Raw genomic sequence first — 19307 nt, forward strand, 5'->3', positions numbered from 1 at the left:
GCCGCGTACGCGAACGCGCGCGCGCACGGCCACCCTTCAGGGACCCGCGCCGAGCTCGCGAGGCGTGGGGGGAAGGGTGGTCCTTCTACTACTGGAGGTCGGGGAGGACGCGCAGGTGGCCGCGCCGGGTGCCGCGGCCGTCGTCGGCCGGGTCGCGCGGCGGCTCGGGACGGGCGGCCTCGCGCACGGCGTCGGCCAGGGCGAGCAGGTCGTCACCGGTCGGGCCGACGTCGTCGAGGTCGATCTCGTGCCGGACGACCTCCCAGCCGCGCGGCACGGTCAGCCGCTCGGCGTGGAACTCGCAGAGGTCGTAGCTGTGCGGCTCCGAGAAGGTCGCCAACGGGCCGACAACGGCCGTGGACTCCGCGTACACGTAGGTCAGAGTCGCCGCTGCCGGTTGCGCGCAGCCGCTGCGCGAGCAGCGACGTGACTGCCTCACCACCGGTTCCTCACCCGAGCACCGTAAACCCGCGTGCTGGCACTCCGCAGCAGGCACACCGGGATTTCGGAAGCGGCCGTCCCATCCTGCACGATGACCCCGTGGGCATCGACACAGGTCCGGTCCTCGTCCTCGGGGGTCGCAGCGAGATCGGCACGGCCGTCGCCGTCCGGCTCGCGGCGCTCGGGTGCGGCACGTTCGTGCTGGCCGCGCGCCGCGTCGCCGACCTGGACGAGCAGGAGGCGGAGCTGCGTGCGGCGGGCGCCACCACCGTGGTCCGCGTGGCCTTCGACGCCGACGACCTGGCCGGTCACACGGCGGTCCTGGACGAGGTGGAGGCCCGTGTCGGCGTCCCCGCGACCGTGGTCGTGGCCTTCGGGGTGCTGGGCGACCAGGCCACCGCCGAGCGCGACCCGGCCGCCGCGGTCGCGATCCTGCACACCGACCTCACCGCCCAGGTGCACGTGCTCACCCTGCTGGCCGGGCGGCTGCGTGCGGCCGGCCGCGGCACCCTCGTCGTCTTCTCGTCGGTGGCCGGGGTCCGGGTGCGCCGGGCCAACTACGTGTACGGCTCGGCGAAGGCGGGGCTCGACGGGTTCGCCAGCGGGCTGGCCGACGCCCTGGCCGGGTCCGGCGTCCGGCTGCTGCTCGTCCGGCCCGGCTTCGTCGTCGGCCGGATGACCGAGGGCATGTCGCCGGCCCCGTTCTCCAGCACCCCGGACCAGGTGGCCGACGCCGTCGTCGCGGCGCTGCGCGGACGGCGGGGCGAGGTGTGGGTGCCGGGCGTGCTGCGGCCGGTCTTCTTCCTCATGCGCCTGCTGCCCCGCGCCGTGTGGCGCCGGCTCCCGCGGTGACCACCCCGCCCGCTCCGCGCGCCGTAGGCTTCCCGGCGTCATGACCGGTCCCTCGCGCCGCCCCGCCCGCTCCCGCCGCGACCGGCACGGCCGCGGCCTGCGTGGCCGACTGGTCCCGGCGGAGGTGCCGCTGGCGCGCAGCCGCGCCGAGCAGTTCGACGACCTGGTGCTCGACGCCGTCGAGGACCTCGAGCGGCGGTGGGAGCGGGAGCTCGCCGGCGTGGAGTTCGCCGTCGAGGACGTGCCGTGGGTCGACCACACGAGCCCCGACGACGTCGTGCTCGACGCCGACGTGCTGGACGACGCCAGCGTGCCGCTGGCCCGCGTGCTCCCCGCCCACCGCGAGGACGGCCGCGACGTGCCGCCGCGGATCATCGTCTACCGGCGCCCGCTGGAGCTCCGGGCCGGCGACCGGGACGACCTGGCCGACCTGGTGCGCGACGTCGTCGTGGACCAGGTGGCCGTGCTGCTGGGCCGCGATCCCGAGGAGATCGACCCCACCTGAGCTGCTGAGACGGCTCGGCGGCTGCGATGCTGGGCGCGATGGACGTCCCCGCCGCGCCCTGGATCGCGCTCGGCGCCGTGCTGGGGGCGCTGCTGCTGCTCGCGGTCGCCGCCACAGCCCTCCGGCTGCGCGTCCCGGCGCGGCCGGAGCCGGCCACCCCTCCCCCGGCGGGCGAGCCGCGCGACGACCTCGCGGACTTCCTCGACCACCCACCGGGCACCCGGAGCGGGCCGGCCGACGACGGCGACGCCTGGGTCCCGCTCGCGTCGCCCGCCCCGCCGGTCCGGCACGAGGAACCCGCACCGCCCCCGGCGGGCACGGGCCCGGCCGGGGTGCTGGCGGGGCTCGCGGTCGGCGCGCTGGTGCTCGTCGGGATCGCGGCCGCGCTCGCCGCGGCGCAGCGGGCACCCGCCGCGGAGCCGGACGCGCCGTCCACGAGCACGTCCCCGTCGGGCGCCGCACCGTCGGACGCGGGCCGGGAGGGCACCGTCGCCCGGCTGGCCTTCGGCGGCGTCGTCCTGGAGGAGCACGCCGTCGGCATCACCGCGGCCTACCCCGAGCTGGAGGTGGGCGTGGACGGCGAGGGACGGGACGTCGCGCGGCTGCGGCTTCCGGCGGTCAACTGCCTGGCGGTGACCGCACCGCCGGAGCCCGGCGACCCCGGCTGCCGCGCCGCGCGGACCGAGTACGCCGAGCTGGCGGCGCCGGCCCTGCGGGTCGAGCGGGACGGCGACCGGCTCACCGTGACCGGCCGCTTCGCCACCGCGCTGCGCTCCCCCGGGGCCGCGGCCGAACCCACCGGGCGGAGCTACGCGGTCGAGGTGACCGTCGCCGCCGCGGGCGACGGGGGCGCGGAATGGCGGCGGGCGGAGGGTGAGCTGCGCTGGGACGACCAGCGCACCGCCACCCGCGAGGACGGTCCCGCCAGCGTCCTCCGCGCCGAGGGCTGAGGCCCGGCCCCGGAACGCACAGCAGCCGCCGACGAGGGGTCGTCGGCGGCTGCGGTGAGGCGCTGGAACGGCCCCTCCACAGGGGCCCACCGCGAGCGTGCGAGCGGTGGGGGGTGGAGGGGTCCTTCCTCAGATGGCGCGGCGGCGCAGGCGACGGCGCTCGCGCTCGGACAGGCCGCCCCAGATGCCGAAGCGCTCGTCGTTGGAGAGCGCGTACTCGAGGCACTCGGCCTTGACCTCGCACCCGGTGCAGATCTTCTTTGCCTCCCGGGTCGAGCCGCCCTTCTCCGGGAAGAACGCCTCCGGGTCGGTCTCGGCGCACAGGGCGCGCTCCTGCCAGGACTGCCCCTCGGTCTCCAGGCCGATGCCCAGCAGGTCACCGATGCCGGCCGCGGGGACACCCCCCAGACCCTGCCCGGCACCGAACCGGTCGGTCGTCCGGTCGCTCCCGTTGACGTAGTCGCTCAACCACGAGACCTCGGCCATGACGATGCGTCCCCTCTCGCTCTCGTCCCGGTGCGCGGCTCCCGGGAGGTTCCCGACCGCTCATCACTCGATGACGTCTGCGGAATTACACGCGTGTCGTTGCCCGGCCGTCAACTTCGCCCGGTGTAAGCGACACGCCACACCAGTCACTCCGGTCACACCCCGTTCGTCACATCTCGTGCGCTACCCCGACACGCCCGTGGAACAGTGCACAACTGCCTATGGGGCACGATGCGTTTCGTGCAGATCGTGGTGCTGGCGGGTGGGACCGGAGGGGCGCGATTCCTCCGCGGGGTGAGGGCGGCGGCGCCGGACGCGGAGATCACCGCCGTGGTGAACACCGGTGACGACGTGACGCTGCACGGGCTGCGCATCTGCCCGGATCTCGACACCGTCGTCTACACCCTCGGCGGCGGCATCGACGAGGAGCGCGGCTGGGGCCGGGCGGACGAGAGCTGGACGGTCAAGGAGGAACTGGCCGCCTACGGCGCCGACCCCGACTGGTTCGGCCTGGGCGACCGCGACCTCGCCACGCACCTCATCCGCACCCGCATGCTCGACGCCGGTTACCCCCTCTCCGAGGTCACCGCGGCGCTCGCCGACCGCTGGCAGCCCGGCGTCACCGTGCTGCCGATGAGCGACCAGCGGGTCGAGACGCACGTCGTCGTCACCGACCCGGAGAGCGGCCGCCCGCGCGCCATCCACTTCCAGGAGTGGTGGGTCCGGCACCGCGCCGGCCTGGAGGCGTCGGCCTTCGTGCAGATCGGTGTGGACGCCGCCCGTCCCGCCCCCGGGGTGACCGAGGCCTTCGCCGCCGCGGACGCCGTGCTGCTGGCGCCGTCGAACCCGGTGGTGTCGATCGGCACGATCCTCGGGGTGCCGGGGCTGCGCGAGGCGCTCCTGGCCACCCCGGCGCGCATCGCCGGCGTCTCCCCGGTCGTCGGCGGCGCCGTCGTGCGGGGGATGGCCGACCGCTGCCTGCCCGTGCTCGGCATCGAGGTCAGCGCGGAGGGCGTGGGCCACCACTACGGCGCACGGTCCGACGGCGGCCTGCTCGACGCCTGGCTCGTGGCGCCCGGGGACCCCGCCGACGTCGCCGGCGTCGACGTCCGGCAGGTGCCGCTGCTCATGTCCGACCCCGACGCGACGACGGCGCTGGCCCGCGCCGCCCTGGACGCGGCCGGTGTCTAGGCCCCCGGCGGGCCTCTCGATCCTCCCGGTACCCGGGCTGCCGGAGTTCGCGCCCGGCGACGACCTGGCCGGCGCCATCGCGGGCGCGGCCCCCTGGCTGGCCGACGGCGACGTCGTCGTCGTGACCTCCAAGGTCGTCTCGAAGGTCGAGGGCGCGCTGGTCCGGATCGAGCCCGGCGCCGACCGCGAGGCCGCCCGCCAGGCGGCGATCGACGCGCAGACCGTCCGGGTGGTGGCCCGCCGGGGCCCGCTGAAGATCGTGCAGACCCCGCACGGCTGGGTGGTGGCCGCCGCGGGCATCGACGCGTCCAACGTCGACCAGGGCTCGCTGGTCCTCCTCCCCGAGGACGCCGACGCCTCCGCCCGCGGCCTGCGGACCCGGCTGGCCGAACTGCTCGGCGTCGACGTCGCGGTGGTGGTGAGCGACACCTTCGGCCGCACCTGGCGGGAGGGGCTCACCGACGTCGCCGTGGGCGCCGCGGGCATCCCGGCACTGGTGGACCACCGGGGCGCGGTCGACGCCCACGGCAACCGGTTGGAGACCACCCGCATCGCCGTCGTCGACGAGCTGGCCTCGGCCGCCGACCTGGTCAAGGGCAAGCTCGACGGCGTCCCGGTCGCGGTGGTCCGCGGCCTCTCGATCGACGAGCCCGCCGACGACGAGGGCACCCGCCCGCTCGTGCGGCTGCCCGCCGAGGACCTCTTCCCCTACGGCTCCCGCGACCTGGTCGGGTCCCGCTCCCCCGGCGCCGACCCGGTGCCGCGCGGCGGCGAGCTGGACGCGGTCGCCGCGGCCTTCCGGACCGCCAGCGCCGCGCTGCCGGAGTTCCCGGTGGTGCTGCGCTACGGCGGGGAGGGCGACGGCGTGGTCGACGTCCACCTGAGCGACGCCGTCACCACGACGACCGCGCTGAACCTGGGCGCCCTGCTCGGCGCCGCGGTCGTGCAGCTGCACGCCGAGGGCTGGGCCACCCGCTGGGAGCCCGCCGCCACGGCCGGCGGGACCTCGCTGGTCGGCAGGCTGTGGGTGGGCACTCCTCCCGACTGACCAGCGGGCACTCGGTAGCGTGCCTCACCATGCGCGGGATCATCCTGGCCGGTGGCACGGGAAGTCGGCTCTTCCCCATCACCCAGGCCGTGAGCAAGCAGCTCATGCCGGTCTACGACAAGCCGATGATCTACTACCCGCTCTCGACGCTGATGATGGCCGGCGTCCGCGAGGTGCTGATCATCACCACGCCCGGGGACTCCGAGGCGTTCCGCCGGCTGCTCGGCGACGGCAGCCGCCTGGGCATGCGCATCGAGTACGCGGTCCAGCCGCGCCCCGAGGGCCTGGCGCAGGCGTTCCTCATCGGGGCGGAGTTCCTGGACGGCGCGGCCGCCGCGCTCGTGCTGGGCGACAACATCTTCTACGGCGCGGGCCTCGGCACCGCGCTGGCCCGGCTCCCGGAGCCGGCCGGTGGGCACGTCTTCGCCTACCACGTCGCCAACCCCCAGGAGTACGGCGTCGTGGAGTTCGACCGCGACGGCCGGGTGCTCTCCATCGAGGAGAAGCCGGCCGCACCCAAGAGCTCCTACGCCGTCCCGGGGCTGTACTTCTACGCCGGCGACGTCGTCGACGTGGCCCGGGGCATCCGTCCCAGCGCGCGCGGCGAGCTGGAGATCACCGCGGTCAACGAGCACTACCTGCGCGAGGACCGGCTCACCGTCTCCGTCCTGGACCGCGGCACCGCGTGGCTGGACACCGGCACGTTCGCCTCGCTGCGCCAGGCCACCGAGTTCGTCTCGGTGGTCGAGGAGCGGCAGGGCCTGAAGGTCGGCTGCATCGAGGAGGTCGCCTGGCGCAACGGCTGGCTGGACGACGACGGCCTGGTGCGCGCCGCCGAGCCGCTGGCGAAGAGCGGGTACGGCGACTACCTGCTGGGCCTGCTCGCCGAAGGGCGCTGATCCCGCCCTCACCGGGGGGCATCCGGGCCTAGGCTGGACCACGGGCCTCCGGGCCGGCGGGTCCTCCCGGCGCGCCGACGTCCGGGGTCACGGGGACGACCGTGCACCCGCGCAGGACGGACGGCCCTCCCGTGTCCAGCACCGCCCCGGACCTCGCCGCCGACGGGACCGCGGACGTCCCGGCCGGACCGCGGGCGCCCGCGCTCCCCGGCCCCCTGACCACCGTCGAACGGGTGCTGTACGCCGCCGTCGTGCTCGCCGTGCTGGTCGCCGGCTGGGCCCGCCGCTGGACGTCGGACGACGCCTTCATCACCTTCCGCGTGGTCGAGAACCTCCTCGCCGGCAACGGCCCGGTGTTCTCCGCCGGAGAGCGGACCGAGGTGGCCACGAGCCCGGCCTGGCTCGCCGTGCTCACCCTCGCCGAGGCGGTGGTGCCCGGCGACGCGGTGGCCTGGAGCTCGGTCGTCCTCGGGATCGCCGGGACGGCGACCGGCGTCCTGTTCGCCATGCTCGGCGCGCGGCGGCTGTTCGCGGGCAGCGGCGCGCGCCTGTCCGTGCCCCTGGGCGTCGTCGTGTTCCTCGCCCTGCCGCCCACCTGGGACTTCACGACGTCGGGCCTGGAGACCGGCATGTCGTTCGCCTGGCTCGGCACCTCGTTCTGGGCGCTGGTCCGCTGGCTGCAGACCGGGCAGCGGCGCGCGGGCCGGCCGGTGTGGCTCTACGTGCTCCTCGGCCTGGGGCCGCTGGTGCGGCCGGACCTCGCCCTGATCGCCGCGATCCTGCTGCTGTGGCTCACCGTGGCCGCCGAGGGGCGGTGGTGGCGCCGCGGGCTGGGCCTGGTCGCCGCGGGGGTAGTGCCGGTGGCCTGCCAGGTGTTCCGGATGGGGTTCTACGGCCTGCTCGTGCCGAACACCGCCGTCGCCAAGGAGTCCGCCCGCCCGCTCTGGGGCCGCGGCGCCGGCTACCTGGCCGACCTCGTCGGGCCCTACCTGCTCTGGCTCCCCGGCCTGCTGCTGGTGGCGACGCTCGTCGCGCTGCTGCCCACCCTGAGCTGGCGCGCGGTCGAGTGGTCGCTCGTGGCCACCGTGTGGCTGGCCGCCGTGGCGCACGCGCTGTACGTGGTGCGGGTCGGCGGCGACTTCATGCACGGGCGGCTGCTCATGCCGAGCCTCTTCCTCCTCCTGTGCCCGCTGGCCACCGTGCCGCTGACCCGGGTCCGGTTCCGGGCAGGCGCGGTGCTGCTCGCCGCGACCGGCGTCTGGGCGGTAGTCGCGGCCGCCACGCTGCGCGTCGACTACGCCGACGGCGTCTCCGCCGACGGCATCGCCGACGAGCGGGGCTTCTACGCGGCCCTGGCCGGGGTGGCGCACCCCGTCACGATCGAGGACCACGGGGGCGCCGGCGTCGCGGGTTACGTCGACCGCGTCAACCGGCTGGCCGCCGACGGCGCGGACCTCGTCGTGCTGCAGGTGACGCCCGTGCGCCCCGACACCCCCCTCGACGTCCTCGCCCCGTCCGCGGGCCGCCTGGTGTTCTCGGTCGGCAACGCCGGGTTCTACGGGTACGCCAGCGACCTCGACGTCGTCGTCGTCGACGGCCTGGGCCTGGCCGACGCGGTGAACAGCCACCTGGAGCCGGGCCCACCCGGGCGGCCGGGGCACGAGAAGGTCTACCCGGTCTGGTACCTGCTGGCCCGCCACGGCTCCCCGGCCCTGGCCGCGCGGCAGGTCGAGGGGCTGCCCGACCCCGACCTGGTCGCGGCGTCGCGGGCGGCGCTCGCGTGCGGGGACCTCGCCGAGCTCGTCGAGGCGACCACCGCGCCGCTGACCCTCGAGCGGTTCACCGACAATCTGCTCGGCGCGCGCGAGCGCACCTCGCTGCGCGTCCCGGTCGACCCGTTCGCGGCCGAGCGCCGGTTCTGCTGAGCGGCCCTCAGATGCGGCGGTGGTCGACGGGGGCGTTGCGCGGCCCGAAGCGGGGCGCCCGCGCCACCCCGTTGACCAGCAGCAGGCGCACCACCCGGTGCCGCTGACCGGTCCACGGCTCGAGCAGCGCCATCATCGCGTCGTCGTCGGTGCGGGCGGCGCCGGTCAGCGCGAAGCCGACCTGGTTCTTCAGGTGGTAGTCGCCGTAGCTCACCGTGTCGGGGCAGCCGAACACCCGCTGCACGACCTCGGCGGCGGTCCACCGCCCGATGCCGGGGACCGTGGTGAGCCGGCGCTGCAGGTCCGCGGAGTCGCGCGCCTCCGGGGGTTCCATGCGGGCGGCCACCGAGGCGACCGCGCGCAGCGCCCGGCGGCGGGCGCCGTCCAGGCCGCAGCGGTGCCACTCCCAGTCGGTCACCTCGAGCAGCCGGCGGGGCGAGGGCGGCACCCGCATGCCCTCGGGAGCCGGTCCGGGCGCGGGCTCCCCCGCCAGCCGCAGCAGCGCCCGCCAGACGCGGTGCGCCTCCGTGGTCGTGACCTTTTGCTCAAGGACCGCGGGCACCAGGGCGTCCCACGTCCGCTCGGTGCGGCCCAGCCGCAGCCACGGGGTCGTGCGCTGCAGCCGGGTGAGCAGCGGATGGCCGCCGCAGTCCAGCGCGTCGGCGTCGTCCAGGGCTCCGAGCCATCCGGGAACCCGCCGGGCGGCCCAGTCCGCGCCGGGCCCCCAGGCCTGGATGCGGACCTCGCCTCCGACCACGGTGAGGCGGACCGTCGCCGCACCTTCGGGCGTGGTCGTCACCCGCCACGTCCCGTCCGGCGCGAAGCGCAGCGTCGGGTCGCCGGTGCCGCGCAGGTGCACCCCCAGCGTCCGGCGGACGTCCAGCGGCCAGTCCGGCCGGAAGGCCGACTCGACGGCGGGGGCAGCGCCCTGCGGAGGGGCCTGCGGAGGGGTGCTCAGGGCGTGCTCCGGGGTGGGCGGTGGGCGGTGCTCGCCTCGGACGGGTCAGCGGTGCACGACGGTACCCGCGCGCGGGCGGCCGTCAGCCGAAGCGGCCGGCGAAGCGGGCCTCCACCTCGGCGAGCAGCTGCTTGACCCGCTCGGCATCCGCCACGGGGCAGACCATGGTCACGTCGGCGGTGTGCACCACGACGCAGTCGCGGACCCCGACCAGGGCCACGAGGTGCTCCGGGTCGTCGGAGAGGACGACATTGCCGGAGCTGTCCAGCAGCACCCGCAGACCCCGCCCGGCGTTGCCGTCGTCGTCGGTCTCGAGGGTGTGCGCCAGCGCCGGCCACGACCCGATGTCGAGCCACTCGACGTCGAGGTCGACGACGGCGACCCGCCCGGGCTCGGCGGCCGCCGGCTCCAGCACCGCGTAGTCCACGCTGATCTTCGGCAGGGTCGGGAAGACCTCGGCGAGGACGGCGTCGCGCGCAGGTCCCGCGGGGGCGGCCACGATCCGCGCCAGCCCCTCCGCCGACTCCGGCAGGTGGTCGGCCAGCGCGTCGAGCACCGTCTGGGCCCGCCAGACGAACATCCCGGAGTTCCAGAGGTAGTCCCCCGACGCCAGGTAGGCCTCGGCGGTGGCCCGGTCCGGCTTCTCCCGGAACGAGACCGCCTCGGCTGCGCCCGGCACCTCCGTCGGTGCGCCCTTCTGCACGTAGCCGAAGCCGGTCGCCGGGGACGTCGGCGTGACCCCGAGGGTGACCAGCGCCGTGGGCCGGGCACCGAGGAGGTCGTAGGCCGTGGTGAGCGCTGCGGCGAACGCCTCGACCGGCCGGATGACGTGGTCGGCGCTCACGACGGCGAGCTCGGCGTCGGGGTCGACGTCGGCCACCAGCGCGGCGGCCAGCCCGACGGCGTTGGCGGTGTCCCGGGCCGTCGGCTCCAGCACCAGCCGGTCGGGCCGCAGCCGCGGGAGGGCCGCGCGCACCAGCTCGGCGTAGCGGGCCGCGGTGCACACCCAGATGCGGTCCGGCGGCAGCACCGTCTCCAGCCGGGCGAAGGCCTCGGCCAGCAGGCTGTGCGCCCCGCCGTCGGCATCGGCCACGACGTCCAGCAGCTGCTTGGGGCGCTGCGCCCGCGACAGCGGCCACAACCGGGTGCCCGAGCCGCCCGCCATGATCACCGCGTGCCGCACCTCAGCGCTCCCCGGTGTCGGCCTGGCCGGCCGCGGTCGACCGGCGCGCCTCGGCGGCGGCCAGGGAGTCCAGGTCGGCGGCCCGGCGCTGGAAGCGGGCGCCGGCGGCCACCCGGCCGCTGAGGTAGGAGAGCAGCATCCGGGCACCGAGACCGGCCCGGAGCGCGGCGCGCAGCGGTAGGTTCGACGGACCGGGGTACTGCCCGGACATGTAGCGCAGCGCGCTGGTGTGGTGCACCCGGCGCATGCGGTAGGGGTCGCGCTGGGTGGCGTGACCGCCCTCGTGGACCACCACGGCCGACGGCACGTAGACGTGCAGCCAGCCGCGGCGGCCGAGGCGCTCGGCGAGGTCGACGTCCTCGAAGTACATGAAGTAGCCCGGGTCGAAGCCGCCCACCGACCAGAACGCCTCGAGGTTGACCAGCAGGCAGGACCCGGACAGCCAGCCGGCGGGGCGCTCGCGCGGCGCCTCGCGCTCCCGCCGGTACCGCGCCGTCCAGGGGTTCGCCGGCCAGGCCCAGCCCAGGAGCGCGTGCCCGGCCCCGGTGGACAGCCGCGGCAGGTCCCGGGCCGAGGGGTAGAGGTCGCCGTCCGGCGTCTTGATGGCCGGTCCGATCGTGGCCGCCCGCGGCCAGCGCTCCGCCGCCTCCAGCAGCGCGTCGATCGAGCCGGGCTCGAAGTGCAGGTCGGGGTTGGCGACGATCGCGTAGCCGCTCGTCAGCCCGGCGAGCCCGGCGTTGGCCGCGGCGCCGTAGCCGACGTTGCCCCCGGTGCGCAGCACCGTGACGTTCCCGTGCTCCGCGGCCGCCCGCTCCGGCTCGCCGTCGGTCGAGCCGTTGTCCGCCAGCACGATCTCGACCGGGCGGCTGGTGGCCGCCTCGACCGACGCGACGAAGTCGCGGAGGACGGCGCCGGGCGAGTAGGTGACCGCCACCACCCGGAGCGGGAGGTCGGCAGGGGCTGATCGCATGAGGAGAACGTAACGGGCGCAGGCATCGGGCACCGGCGGCCGCCCGGCGGCCCGGCCCGCGTGGCCGACCGCCGGACGCGCGCGGTCGTGTATGCAGGGACAGTTGCCGCGGGCCACCCGACCGGCCCGGCACGACGACCCCGAGGGCGGAGATGAGCACGCAGGTGTCCCCGAGGACGACCCCCGCCGGGCCGGCCGCGCCGACCGAGGCCGGACCGGGCTCCGCGGCCCGCACCGGCCGCCGCTCGCTGCTCCTCCCGTGGGTCCTGGTCCCCCTCGCCGTCCTCGCCGGGTACCTGGTCCTGCCCCCGGCGGCGGAGCTGCGGGCGCAGTACCAGGCCTCGGCCCTGGTGCTGGTGGCCGCACCGCTGCTGGCCTGGCTGCTCACCCGCGCCTCGCCGGTCGCGCACTCCTGGGCGGGGGCGATCACCGCGGCGGTGCTGCCGGCACTGACCCTCGTCGCCCTGAACGGCACCGACTGGTACTTCTCCGGCCCGCGGGGCGACCAGTCCTTCCGGATGGAGTACGTCACCCGCTTCGCCGACTCCCTGGCGCTGCAGGACTACACCTACCGCGACGTCCCGGCGTTCTACTCCCCCGGCTGGTTCTGGCTGCAGGGCCTGGCCTCCCAGCTGACCGGCGTCGAGGGCTGGCGGATCTACAAGTGGGCCTCGATCGTCACGCTCTACCTCGCCGCCGTCGTGGCGTTCGCGCTGTGGCGCCGGACCTGCAGCAGCCGGCTGTCGGCGCTGCTGGTGGCGGTCACCGTCGTCGGCCTGCCCGCGGTCGGGTCCGCGTGGCTGGGTGCGCAGACGCTGTTGTTCTCCGGCGCCTACGAGCCCTACGGCTGGCTCGTCGCGCTGCCCCTGCCCGCCCTGCTCGCCTGGTTCGCCGCTGCCCGCGGGCCCGCCTCCTGGAAGCGGGGGGTGGCGCTCGGGGCGATGCTGGCCGCGGCGGCCTGGCTCTACCTCCTCTACGCGCTGGTCGCCGTCGTCGGTGTGCTGGCCGTCGCGGCGTGGCGCCGGCGCGACACCGCCCGCCTGCGCGAGGTCGGGGTGGCCGGCCTGACCTCGATCGTGCTGGTGTCCCCGTGGCTGGGCCGGTTCGTGGTCGAGTACGTCGCCGCGGGTCTCCCGCCCGCGGCGGCCACCACCTGGGTCGAGGGAGAGGACTCCTACGTCCACCTCGTGACGCTGGGCCCCTCCCCCTGGCTGTGGGTGGCCCTGCTCGGCGCCGTCGGCCTGCTGGTGCTCGACGGCGAGCGGCACCCCCGGCTCCGGGGCGTGCAGGCCCTCGGCGTCGCGGTGCTGCTCCTCGGCGTGGTCCAGCTCGTGGCCGGCCAGGCCTCGGGCGGCGTGCTGTTCCACCGCATCCTGCTCGTGCTGGGCGTGTGCCTGCTCGCGGCGGCGGTGCTGACGCTGGCCGCGGTCGCTCCCGACCTGCGGTCCCGCCTGCGCGCCGTCCGGCCGGGGCTGCCCCTGCGCCGGCTGGCCTTCGCCGTCCTCACCGTGCTGCTGTTCCTCAACCTCTCGGCGCACGCCCGCGAGTGGATGAACCGGGACGTCGACCTGAGCCGGCTGGCCTTCAACCACCCCTATCCCGACGGGACGCTCCCCGCGCTGGCGTCGACCGAGGACCGCGAGGAGGCCGAGGACGAGGAGCCGGGCGAGCCGCCGGTGACCGAGGTGGCCGACGCCATCCGGGCCTCGGCGCGCGCGGCGGGCCAGGAGGGGGACGTCGTCGTCCTCACCGACCGCATCCCGCTGCTGGCCACGCAGCCCTTTACCGCCTACCAGCAGTGGTGGGGTCTGTACGCCAACCCGCTGGGCGAGTACGCGGAGCGGCGGACCTTCCTCGAGTCCCTCGAGGGCCTGCCGGCCGACCGGTTCGTCGAGCGGCTGCGCTCCGACGACCGGGCCCCCACCGTGTTCGCCCTGGAGGTCGAGGACGGCGAGGTGACGTTCGACTCCACCGACCGGGACGCCGGCGGGGACCGCGGATCGGCCTGGACGGCGAGCTTCCCGGTGGAGCTCCTGGAAGGGCCCGAGTTCGAGAGCACCCGCGTCGGCGACTGGCTCGTGGCGGCTCTCCGGAAGGAGTGAACGACCCCCGGTTGCGCCCAGCCGGATCGCCTTCTCCCGGTATCGTCACGACACGTGACCTCCACCGGACCTGAACTCGTCGTCGTCGGCTCCGGGTTCTTCGGGCTCACCGTGGCCGAGCGCGTCGCCAGCCAGCTGGACAAGCGGGTGCTGGTCATCGACCGCCGCGACCACATCGGCGGCAACGCGTACTCCGCGCCCGAGCCCGAGACCGGCATCGAGGTCCACGTCTACGGCGCGCACCTGTTCCACACCTCCAACGAGCGCGTGTGGAACTACGTGAACCAGTTCACCGAGTTCACCAACTACCAGCACCGGGTCTTCAGCACCTACCAGGGCCAGGCCTACTCGCTGCCGATGAACCTGGCCACGCTCAACCAGTACTTCGGCAAGAGCTTCTCCCCCGCCGAGGCCCGCGCGCTCGTGGCCGAGCAGGCCGGCGAGATCGACACCGCCGAGGCCGCCAACCTCGAGGAGAAGGCGATCTCCCTCATCGGGCGGCCGCTCTACGAGGCCTTCATCCGCGGCTACACGAAGAAGCAGTGGCAGACCGACCCGACCGAGCTGCCCGCGGCGATCATCGCCCGGCTGCCGGTCCGCTACACGTTCGACAACCGCTACTTCAACGACACCTACGAGGGTCTGCCGAAGGACGGGTACACCGCCTGGCTGCAGCGCATGGCCGACCACCCGAACATCGAGGTGCGGCTGGAGACCGACTTCTTCGACGTGCGCGACGAGCTGCCCGCCGACGTCCCGACCGTCTTCACCGGCCCGATCGACAAGTACTTCGGCTACGAGGCCGGCGAACTGGGCTGGCGCACGCTGGACTTCGAGACCGAGGTCCTGCCGATCGGCGACTTCCAGGGCATCGCGGTCATGAACTACGCCGACGAGGACGTGCCGTACACCCGGATCCACGAGTTCCGGCACTTCCACCCGGAGCGGGACTACCCGGCGGACAAGACCGTCGTCGTGCGCGAGTTCTCGCGGTTCGCCCAGACCGGCGACGAGCCGTACTACCCGATCAACACCCCGGAGGACCGGGCGAAGCTCGAGCGGTACCGGGAGCTGGCGAAGAAGGAGGCCGAGGAGAAGCGGGTGCTCTTCGGCGGCCGGCTGGGCACCTACAAGTACCTCGACATGCACATGGCGATCGGGTCGGCCCTCACCATGTTCGACAACCGCATCCGGCCCTTCTTCGACCAGGGCGGGTCGCTCGACGGCCGGCTGGAGGACTGATCCCCCGATGACCACCACCACCGCACGACCGGACGCCACCGGCACGACCGACGCCGCCGGCCCGGCCGGCACCCTGCTGCAGCGGGTCCTCCTGCCGCGCACCGAGGACCCCGCGAAGGTGCGCACGCTCTACGTCGAGGAGGACGCCGACCGGCTGCGCGTCGTCGACCGCGCCCGCGGCTCGGTCCCCGCAGGGGCCGAGATCTCCTTCGCCACCTACTTCAACGCCTTCCCCGCCGCCTACTGGCGGCGCTGGACGACGCTGCCCAGCGTGCTGCTGCGCCTGGAGCTCCGCGGCACCGGGCGGGTCGACGTGCACCGCTCCAAGGCCGACGGCACCGCCGTCCACGACCGCTCGGTCACCGTCACCGGCGACGGCCGCGTCGAGCTGGAGCTCGACCTCACGCCGTTCGTCGACGGCGGCTGGTACTGGTTCGACCTCGTCGCCGACGGCGAGCTCGAGCTGGTCGAGGCCGGCTGGTACGCCACCCGGGCGCCCGAGCGCGAGGGCCGCCTGGCCGTGGGCATCTGCACCTTCAACCGCCCCGCCGACTGCGTCGCGGCGATGTCGACGATCGCCGCGGACCCGGTGGTCTCCGCCGAGCTCAGCGCCGTCGTCGTCGCCGACCAGGGGAACAAGAAGGTGCGCGACGACGCCGGGTTCGCCGACACCGCAGCCGCGCTGGGCGACCGGCTGCGGCTGGTCGAGCAGGGCAACCTCGGCGGCAGCGGCGGCTTCGCTCGCGCCATGTACGAGACGCTCGAGCACACCGACGCCACGCACCTGCTCTTCCTCGACGACGACGTCCAGCTCGAGGCCGACAGCCTGCACCGGGCGCTGACCTTCAGCCGGTACACCACCGAGCCGGTGCTCGTCGGCGGCCAGATGCTGCACCTGCAGAACCGCTCCGTGCTGCACACCATGGGCGAGGTCGTCGACCGGCACGCGTTCCTCTACCGCCCGGCCGCCTACGCGCAGATGCAGCACGACTTCGCCGAGGAGTCCCTGCGCGAGACCGCCGAGCTGCACCGCCGGGTCGACGTCGACTACAACGCCTGGTGGATGTGCCTGATCCCCCGCGAGGTGCCGGAGAAGATCGGGCTGCCCCTCCCGCTGTTCATCAAGTGGGACGACGCCGAGTACGGGCTGCGCGCCAAGTCCGCCGGGTACCGCACGGTGACGCTGCCCGGCGCCGCGATCTGGCACCTGGCCTGGACCGACAAGGACGACGTCAGCGACTGGCAGGCGTACTTCTTCGCCCGCAATCGGCTGATCGCGGCCGCGCTGCACAGCCCGCACGCCGACGGCGGCGGCATCCCGGCCAGCGCGGTGAAGGCCGACCTCAAGCACCTGCTCAAGCTCGAGTACTCGGCCGTCGCGCTGCACGTGAAGGCCTACGAGGACTTCCTCGCCGGCCCGTCGGCGGTGTTCGCCTCGCTGCCCACGGCGCTGGCCGACGTGCGCGCGCTGCAGCAGGAGTACGCCGACAGCACGGTGCTGACCGGCGACGTCCCCGAGCCGGAGATGGACGCGGTCGTCGTCGAGGGCATGGCGACGCCCCCCGTGGGCACGGTGGCCATCGGCAAGGCGCTGCTGCGCGCCGCGCGCCAGGCCCTGCGGCCGGCCCGTCCGGTGGGCGGGCGGCCCCAGCTGCAGGTGCCCGCCCAGGACGCGCAGTGGTTCGTGCTGTCCCGGCTGGACAGCGTCACCGTGGGCACCGCCGACGGCCGCGGCGTCACCTTCCGGCACCGCGACCCGGCGACGGCCAAGCGGCTGGGCAAGCGCTCCCTCGAGCTCAACCGGGAGATCCGCCGCCGCTTCCCCGAGCTGTCGCAGCAGTACCGCGCGGCGTGGGACGACCTGACCTCCAAGGACGCCTGGCGGGCGACGTTCGGCGAGTAGCCGTCAGGGGCGGGTGAAGCGCTCCCGGCGTCCCTGACGGACCAGGCCCAGCCACGACCGCAGGCCCGGGACGTCGCGGCGGGCAAGGAAGAACCAGGAGAACCGCACCAGCTCCAGCGGGAACAGCCACCGCATGCCCGGCTGCGCCATCAGGTAGCCGCGGTTGCGGTAGGTGAAGAAGCGCTTGGCCTCGTCGGCGGGGTACTGCGCCGACAGCCGCCCGGCGAGGATCGGCTGGAACTCCTCGGTCCCCTCGGGGTGGAGGTAGGCCGCCTGCAGGCAGGTGCCGAACGGCAGGCCCGAGCGGACCAGGCGGCGGTGCAGCTCGGTCTCGTCCCCGCGCAGGAAGAGCCGGTAGTCCGGCACGCCGACGGCGTCCAGCGTCGACGCGCGGAACAGCGCCCCGTTGAACAGCGAGGCATAGCCCGGCAGCAGCTCCAGGCCCGCGAAATCGGCCCGCGTCCGGCGCCACCGCAGTCCCCGGCGCAGCGGGAAGGCCAGCAGGTCGGGGTCGGCCTTGTCGACGACGGCCGGGGACACCTCGGCCAGCTCGTGGGTCCGCGCGCACTCCAGCAGCGTGGCCAGCACGGTCCCGTCCGCGGGGCGCCCGTCGTCGTCGGCGCACCACACCCAGTCCGCGCCCTGCGCCAGCGCGGTGAGCATGCCCAGCGCGAAGCCCCCGGCGCCGCCGAGGTTGCGCTGCGAGGGCAGGTAGGTGGTGGGGACGTCGGCGGCCGCGACCACCGCGGCGGTCTCCTCGTCGGCCCCGTTGTCGACCACCACCACCGCGTCCACCGGCCGGCTCTGCCCGGCCAGCGCCGCCAGGCTCTCCGCCAGCAGCGCGGGGCGCCGGTGGGTGACGACGACGGCGACGACGCGGTCGGGCCGCTCGGCGCCGGCGGCCGGCACCGGAGCCGGGAGGGTCACGTGCGGCTCGGCGCGTCGTCGAGGAACGGGTCCCTGCCCTTGTAGGCGGTGAGCACCTCGCGCAGGCCGCCGCGCTGCTTGACCCGGCCGTGCTCCATCCAGATGGCCGAGGTGCACAGCCGGCGCAGGAACTCGTCGGAGTGCGAGGCGAAGACCAGCAGGCCGGCCCGCTTCACCAGCTCCTCCAGCCGGTCGCGGGCCTTCTCCAGGAACGCGGCGTCGACGGCGCCGATGCCCTCGTCGAAGAGCAGGATCTCCGGGTCGATGCTGGTCACCACTCCGAGGGCGAGCCGCACCCGCATGCCGGTGGAGTAGGTGCGCAGCGGCATCGAGAGGAAGTCGCCCAGCTCGGTGAAGTCGGCGATCTCGTCGACCCGGGACTCCATCTGCTTGCGGGTCATGCCCAGGAAGAGCCCGCGGATCATGATGTTCTCGTAGCCGGAGATCTCCGGGTCCATCCCGACGCCGAGGTCGAACACCGGCGCGACCCGGCCCTCAATGACCGCGGTCCCGCTCGTCGGGGCGTAGATGCCCGACAGCAGCCGCAGCAGCGTGGACTTGCCGGCACCGTTGTGCCCGACGAGAGCGACCCGGTCGCCCTCCTCGATGGTGATGTCGATGTCGTGCAGGGCCTGGATGACCGGCACCTTGCGGTCGTCGGAGCTGATGTTGCCGCCGACCATGCCCAGGACGGCCTTCTTCAGCGAGCGGGTCTTGGCGTCGAAGATGGGGAAGTCGACGCTGGCCTGCCGGGTCTCGATCCGGACCACGTAGTTGTTCCTCTCAGACCCAGTAGGGGACGCGGGTGCGGTAGCGGCGCATCGCCCACAGGGTCACCGCCCAGCCGACGAGCGTGAGCACCAGGACGACCGCCCAGTGGCGCCAGACCGTCTCCTCGCCGAGCATCGGCCGTCGGATCATCTCGATGTAGTGCAGGAACGGGTTGATCTCGGCCAGGCGCGCGCGCTCGGCGATGGCCGGGTTGGGGCTGTTGAGGAAGTCCTGGTAGATCCAGACGATCGGGGTCAGGAAGAACATCAGCTGCACGACGCTGCCGATGATCGGGTTGAGGTCGCGGAACCGGCTGCTGGCCATGCCGAACAGCAGGGCGACCCAGGCGCCGTTGACCGCCAGGAGCGCGAAGGCGGGCAGGGCCAGCAGGCTCGACCAGCCCAGCGGCTGCGGCCAGATGAACAGCATGACCACGTAGACGATCAGGTTGTGCGCGAACAGCAGCGTCTGGCGCCACACCAGCCGGTAGACGTGCACGGAGACCGGCGCCGGGAGGTGCTTGATCAGCCCCTCGTTCTTGATGAAGACGTCGGCGCCCTCGAGGATGCAGCCGGAGATGAACGCCCAGACGATGAAGCCGACCAGGATGTAGGGCAGCTGCTCCTCGAGCGGGTTGCCGAACAGGCCCGCGTAGAGGATGCCCAGCGCGATGGCCGTGACCGCCATGCTGATGGTGATCCAGATGGGCCCCAGCACCGAGCGGCGGTACCGCTGACGGATGTCCTGCCAGCCCAGGTGCGCCCACAGCTCACGGGAGCGCCAGCCGGCGACGAGATCCTTCCGGGCACCTCCCCAGGCAGCGTTCGACGACGCGGTGACGGCCACGTTGGTCGAGGCTACCGTCCGGTGCCCGCCCGCCGCCCTCCTCGGTGGTCCACGGGGCTGCCGGGGCGCACGGGTCGGCAGGGACGAGGGGCCGCACTGGGCGGAGAC

Annotated in this window: 18 protein-coding genes; 10 read left to right on the plus strand and 8 right to left on the minus strand. The window is 74.7% G+C overall.

All coding sequences use genetic code 11. The annotated features are described in order from the left end of the window. Window positions 1–88: 88 nt before the first annotated feature. A complete protein-coding gene (locus DQ239_RS02740; RefSeq protein WP_348519320.1) occupies window positions 89–496 on the minus strand; it encodes a DUF3499 domain-containing protein in 408 nt (135 codons plus the stop codon). A gap of 44 nt (window positions 497–540) precedes the next feature. On the opposite strand from DQ239_RS02740, the gene DQ239_RS02745 reads away from it, so the two are divergent. The 3 genes from DQ239_RS02745 to DQ239_RS02755 are packed head-to-tail and all read left to right on the plus strand — an operon-like array spanning window position 541 to window position 2748. After that, complete coding sequence (locus DQ239_RS02745; RefSeq protein WP_233488679.1) at window positions 541–1293, plus strand: SDR family NAD(P)-dependent oxidoreductase; 753 nt, start codon at window positions 541–543, stop codon at window positions 1291–1293. 40 nt (window positions 1294–1333) lie between these two features. Further along, window positions 1334–1798, plus strand: a complete 465-nt coding sequence (locus DQ239_RS02750; protein WP_113832744.1) for a metallopeptidase family protein — start codon at window positions 1334–1336, stop codon at window positions 1796–1798. A 38-nt stretch (window positions 1799–1836) separates the two neighbouring features. Beyond that, window positions 1837–2748: a hypothetical protein gene (locus DQ239_RS02755; protein ID WP_147251975.1), complete on the plus strand. Its 912-nt coding sequence runs from the start codon at window positions 1837–1839 to the stop codon at window positions 2746–2748. A 129-nt stretch (window positions 2749–2877) separates the two neighbouring features. Here DQ239_RS02755 and DQ239_RS02760 read toward each other — a convergent pair whose 3' ends face one another. Beyond that, window positions 2878–3132 (minus strand): WhiB family transcriptional regulator, encoded by a 255-nt coding sequence (locus DQ239_RS02760; RefSeq protein WP_233488764.1) that lies wholly within the window; start codon window positions 3130–3132, stop codon window positions 2878–2880. A gap of 333 nt (window positions 3133–3465) precedes the next feature. On the opposite strand from DQ239_RS02760, the gene cofD reads away from it, so the two are divergent. The 4 genes from cofD to DQ239_RS02780 all read left to right on the plus strand — a co-directional run bounded on the left by cofD (window position 3466) and on the right by DQ239_RS02780 (window position 8297). Continuing rightward, the gene (cofD, locus tag DQ239_RS02765; protein WP_233488681.1) at window positions 3466–4425 is read left to right on the plus strand and encodes a 2-phospho-L-lactate transferase; all 960 of its coding nucleotides are present in this window, start codon (window positions 3466–3468) and stop codon (window positions 4423–4425) included. Next, complete coding sequence (locus tag DQ239_RS02770) at window positions 4418–5473, plus strand: coenzyme F420-0:L-glutamate ligase (protein ID WP_113832748.1); 1056 nt, start codon at window positions 4418–4420, stop codon at window positions 5471–5473. The genes cofD and DQ239_RS02770 overlap by 8 nt, the downstream gene beginning before the upstream one ends. Before the next feature lie 29 nt (window positions 5474–5502). Next, window positions 5503–6372, plus strand: a complete 870-nt coding sequence (rfbA, locus tag DQ239_RS02775; protein WP_113832749.1) for a glucose-1-phosphate thymidylyltransferase RfbA — start codon at window positions 5503–5505, stop codon at window positions 6370–6372. Window positions 6373–6503: 131 nt separating this feature from the next. Next, on the plus strand, window positions 6504–8297 hold the full coding sequence (locus DQ239_RS02780) for a hypothetical protein (protein ID WP_113832750.1): 1794 nt from the start codon (window positions 6504–6506) through the stop codon (window positions 8295–8297). Window positions 8298–8304: 7 nt separating this feature from the next. Here DQ239_RS02780 and DQ239_RS02785 read toward each other — a convergent pair whose 3' ends face one another. From DQ239_RS02785 to DQ239_RS02795, 3 genes are all read right to left on the minus strand, one after another. After that, window positions 8305–9156 (minus strand): DNA-3-methyladenine glycosylase 2 family protein, encoded by an 852-nt coding sequence (locus DQ239_RS02785; protein ID WP_233488682.1) that lies wholly within the window; start codon window positions 9154–9156, stop codon window positions 8305–8307. A 181-nt stretch (window positions 9157–9337) separates the two neighbouring features. Further along, complete coding sequence (locus tag DQ239_RS02790) at window positions 9338–10438, minus strand: sugar phosphate nucleotidyltransferase (RefSeq protein ID WP_113832752.1); 1101 nt, start codon at window positions 10436–10438, stop codon at window positions 9338–9340. Between the two features lies 1 nt (window position 10439). Then, window positions 10440–11408 (minus strand): glycosyltransferase family 2 protein, encoded by a 969-nt coding sequence (locus DQ239_RS02795; protein ID WP_113832753.1) that lies wholly within the window; start codon window positions 11406–11408, stop codon window positions 10440–10442. A gap of 152 nt (window positions 11409–11560) precedes the next feature. Between DQ239_RS02795 and DQ239_RS02800 the strand changes: the two genes are divergently transcribed. From DQ239_RS02800 to DQ239_RS02810, 3 genes are read left to right on the plus strand one after another with little or no spacing between them, the layout of a single operon-like run. Further along, window positions 11561–13510 (plus strand): arabinofuranosyltransferase, encoded by a 1950-nt coding sequence (locus DQ239_RS02800; RefSeq protein ID WP_113832754.1) that lies wholly within the window; start codon window positions 11561–11563, stop codon window positions 13508–13510. A gap of 54 nt (window positions 13511–13564) precedes the next feature. Continuing rightward, window positions 13565–14752 carry a UDP-galactopyranose mutase gene (gene glf, locus DQ239_RS02805; RefSeq protein ID WP_113832755.1) on the plus strand — a complete coding sequence of 396 codons (1188 nt, stop codon included), beginning with the start codon at window positions 13565–13567 and terminating at the stop codon, window positions 14750–14752. A 7-nt stretch (window positions 14753–14759) separates the two neighbouring features. After that, a complete protein-coding gene (locus DQ239_RS02810; RefSeq protein ID WP_113832756.1) occupies window positions 14760–16655 on the plus strand; it encodes a glycosyltransferase in 1896 nt (631 codons plus the stop codon). A 3-nt stretch (window positions 16656–16658) separates the two neighbouring features. On the opposite strand, the gene DQ239_RS02815 is transcribed toward DQ239_RS02810, so the two are convergent. From DQ239_RS02815 to DQ239_RS02825, 3 genes are read right to left on the minus strand one after another with little or no spacing between them, the layout of a single operon-like run. After that, entirely contained in the window at window positions 16659–17582 is a 924-nt protein-coding gene (locus tag DQ239_RS02815; protein ID WP_233488683.1) for a glycosyltransferase family 2 protein, read from the minus strand. Then, window positions 17579–18352, minus strand: coding sequence for an ABC transporter ATP-binding protein (locus DQ239_RS02820; RefSeq protein ID WP_113832757.1), 774 nt, complete (start codon window positions 18350–18352; stop codon window positions 17579–17581). The genes DQ239_RS02815 and DQ239_RS02820 overlap by 4 nt, the downstream gene beginning before the upstream one ends. A gap of 13 nt (window positions 18353–18365) precedes the next feature. Next, complete coding sequence (locus tag DQ239_RS02825; RefSeq protein WP_113832758.1) at window positions 18366–19199, minus strand: ABC transporter permease; 834 nt, start codon at window positions 19197–19199, stop codon at window positions 18366–18368. Window positions 19200–19307 lie beyond the last annotated feature (108 nt).

Origin of the sequence: Blastococcus sp. TF02-09 (assembly GCF_003319105.1) — a bacterium.
GTDB lineage: Bacteria > Actinomycetota > Actinomycetes > Mycobacteriales > Geodermatophilaceae > Blastococcus.

What these genes read in the sequence shown, in the direction of transcription:
- DQ239_RS02750 (WP_113832744.1), top strand. Translation starts at nt 1,334, where the DNA reads ATGACCGGTCCCTCGCGCCGCCCCGCCCGCTCCCGCCGCGACCGGCAC.
- DQ239_RS02755 (WP_147251975.1), top strand. Translation starts at nt 1,837, where the DNA reads ATGGACGTCCCCGCCGCGCCCTGGATCGCGCTCGGCGCCGTGCTGGGG.
- cofD (WP_233488681.1), top strand. Translation starts at nt 3,466, where the DNA reads ATGCGTTTCGTGCAGATCGTGGTGCTGGCGGGTGGGACCGGAGGGGCG.
- rfbA (WP_113832749.1), top strand. Translation starts at nt 5,503, where the DNA reads ATGCGCGGGATCATCCTGGCCGGTGGCACGGGAAGTCGGCTCTTCCCC.
- DQ239_RS02795 (WP_113832753.1), bottom strand. Translation starts at nt 11,408, where the DNA reads ATGCGATCAGCCCCTGCCGACCTCCCGCTCCGGGTGGTGGCGGTCACC.
- DQ239_RS02800 (WP_113832754.1), top strand. Translation starts at nt 11,561, where the DNA reads ATGAGCACGCAGGTGTCCCCGAGGACGACCCCCGCCGGGCCGGCCGCG.
- DQ239_RS02810 (WP_113832756.1), top strand. Translation starts at nt 14,760, where the DNA reads ATGACCACCACCACCGCACGACCGGACGCCACCGGCACGACCGACGCC.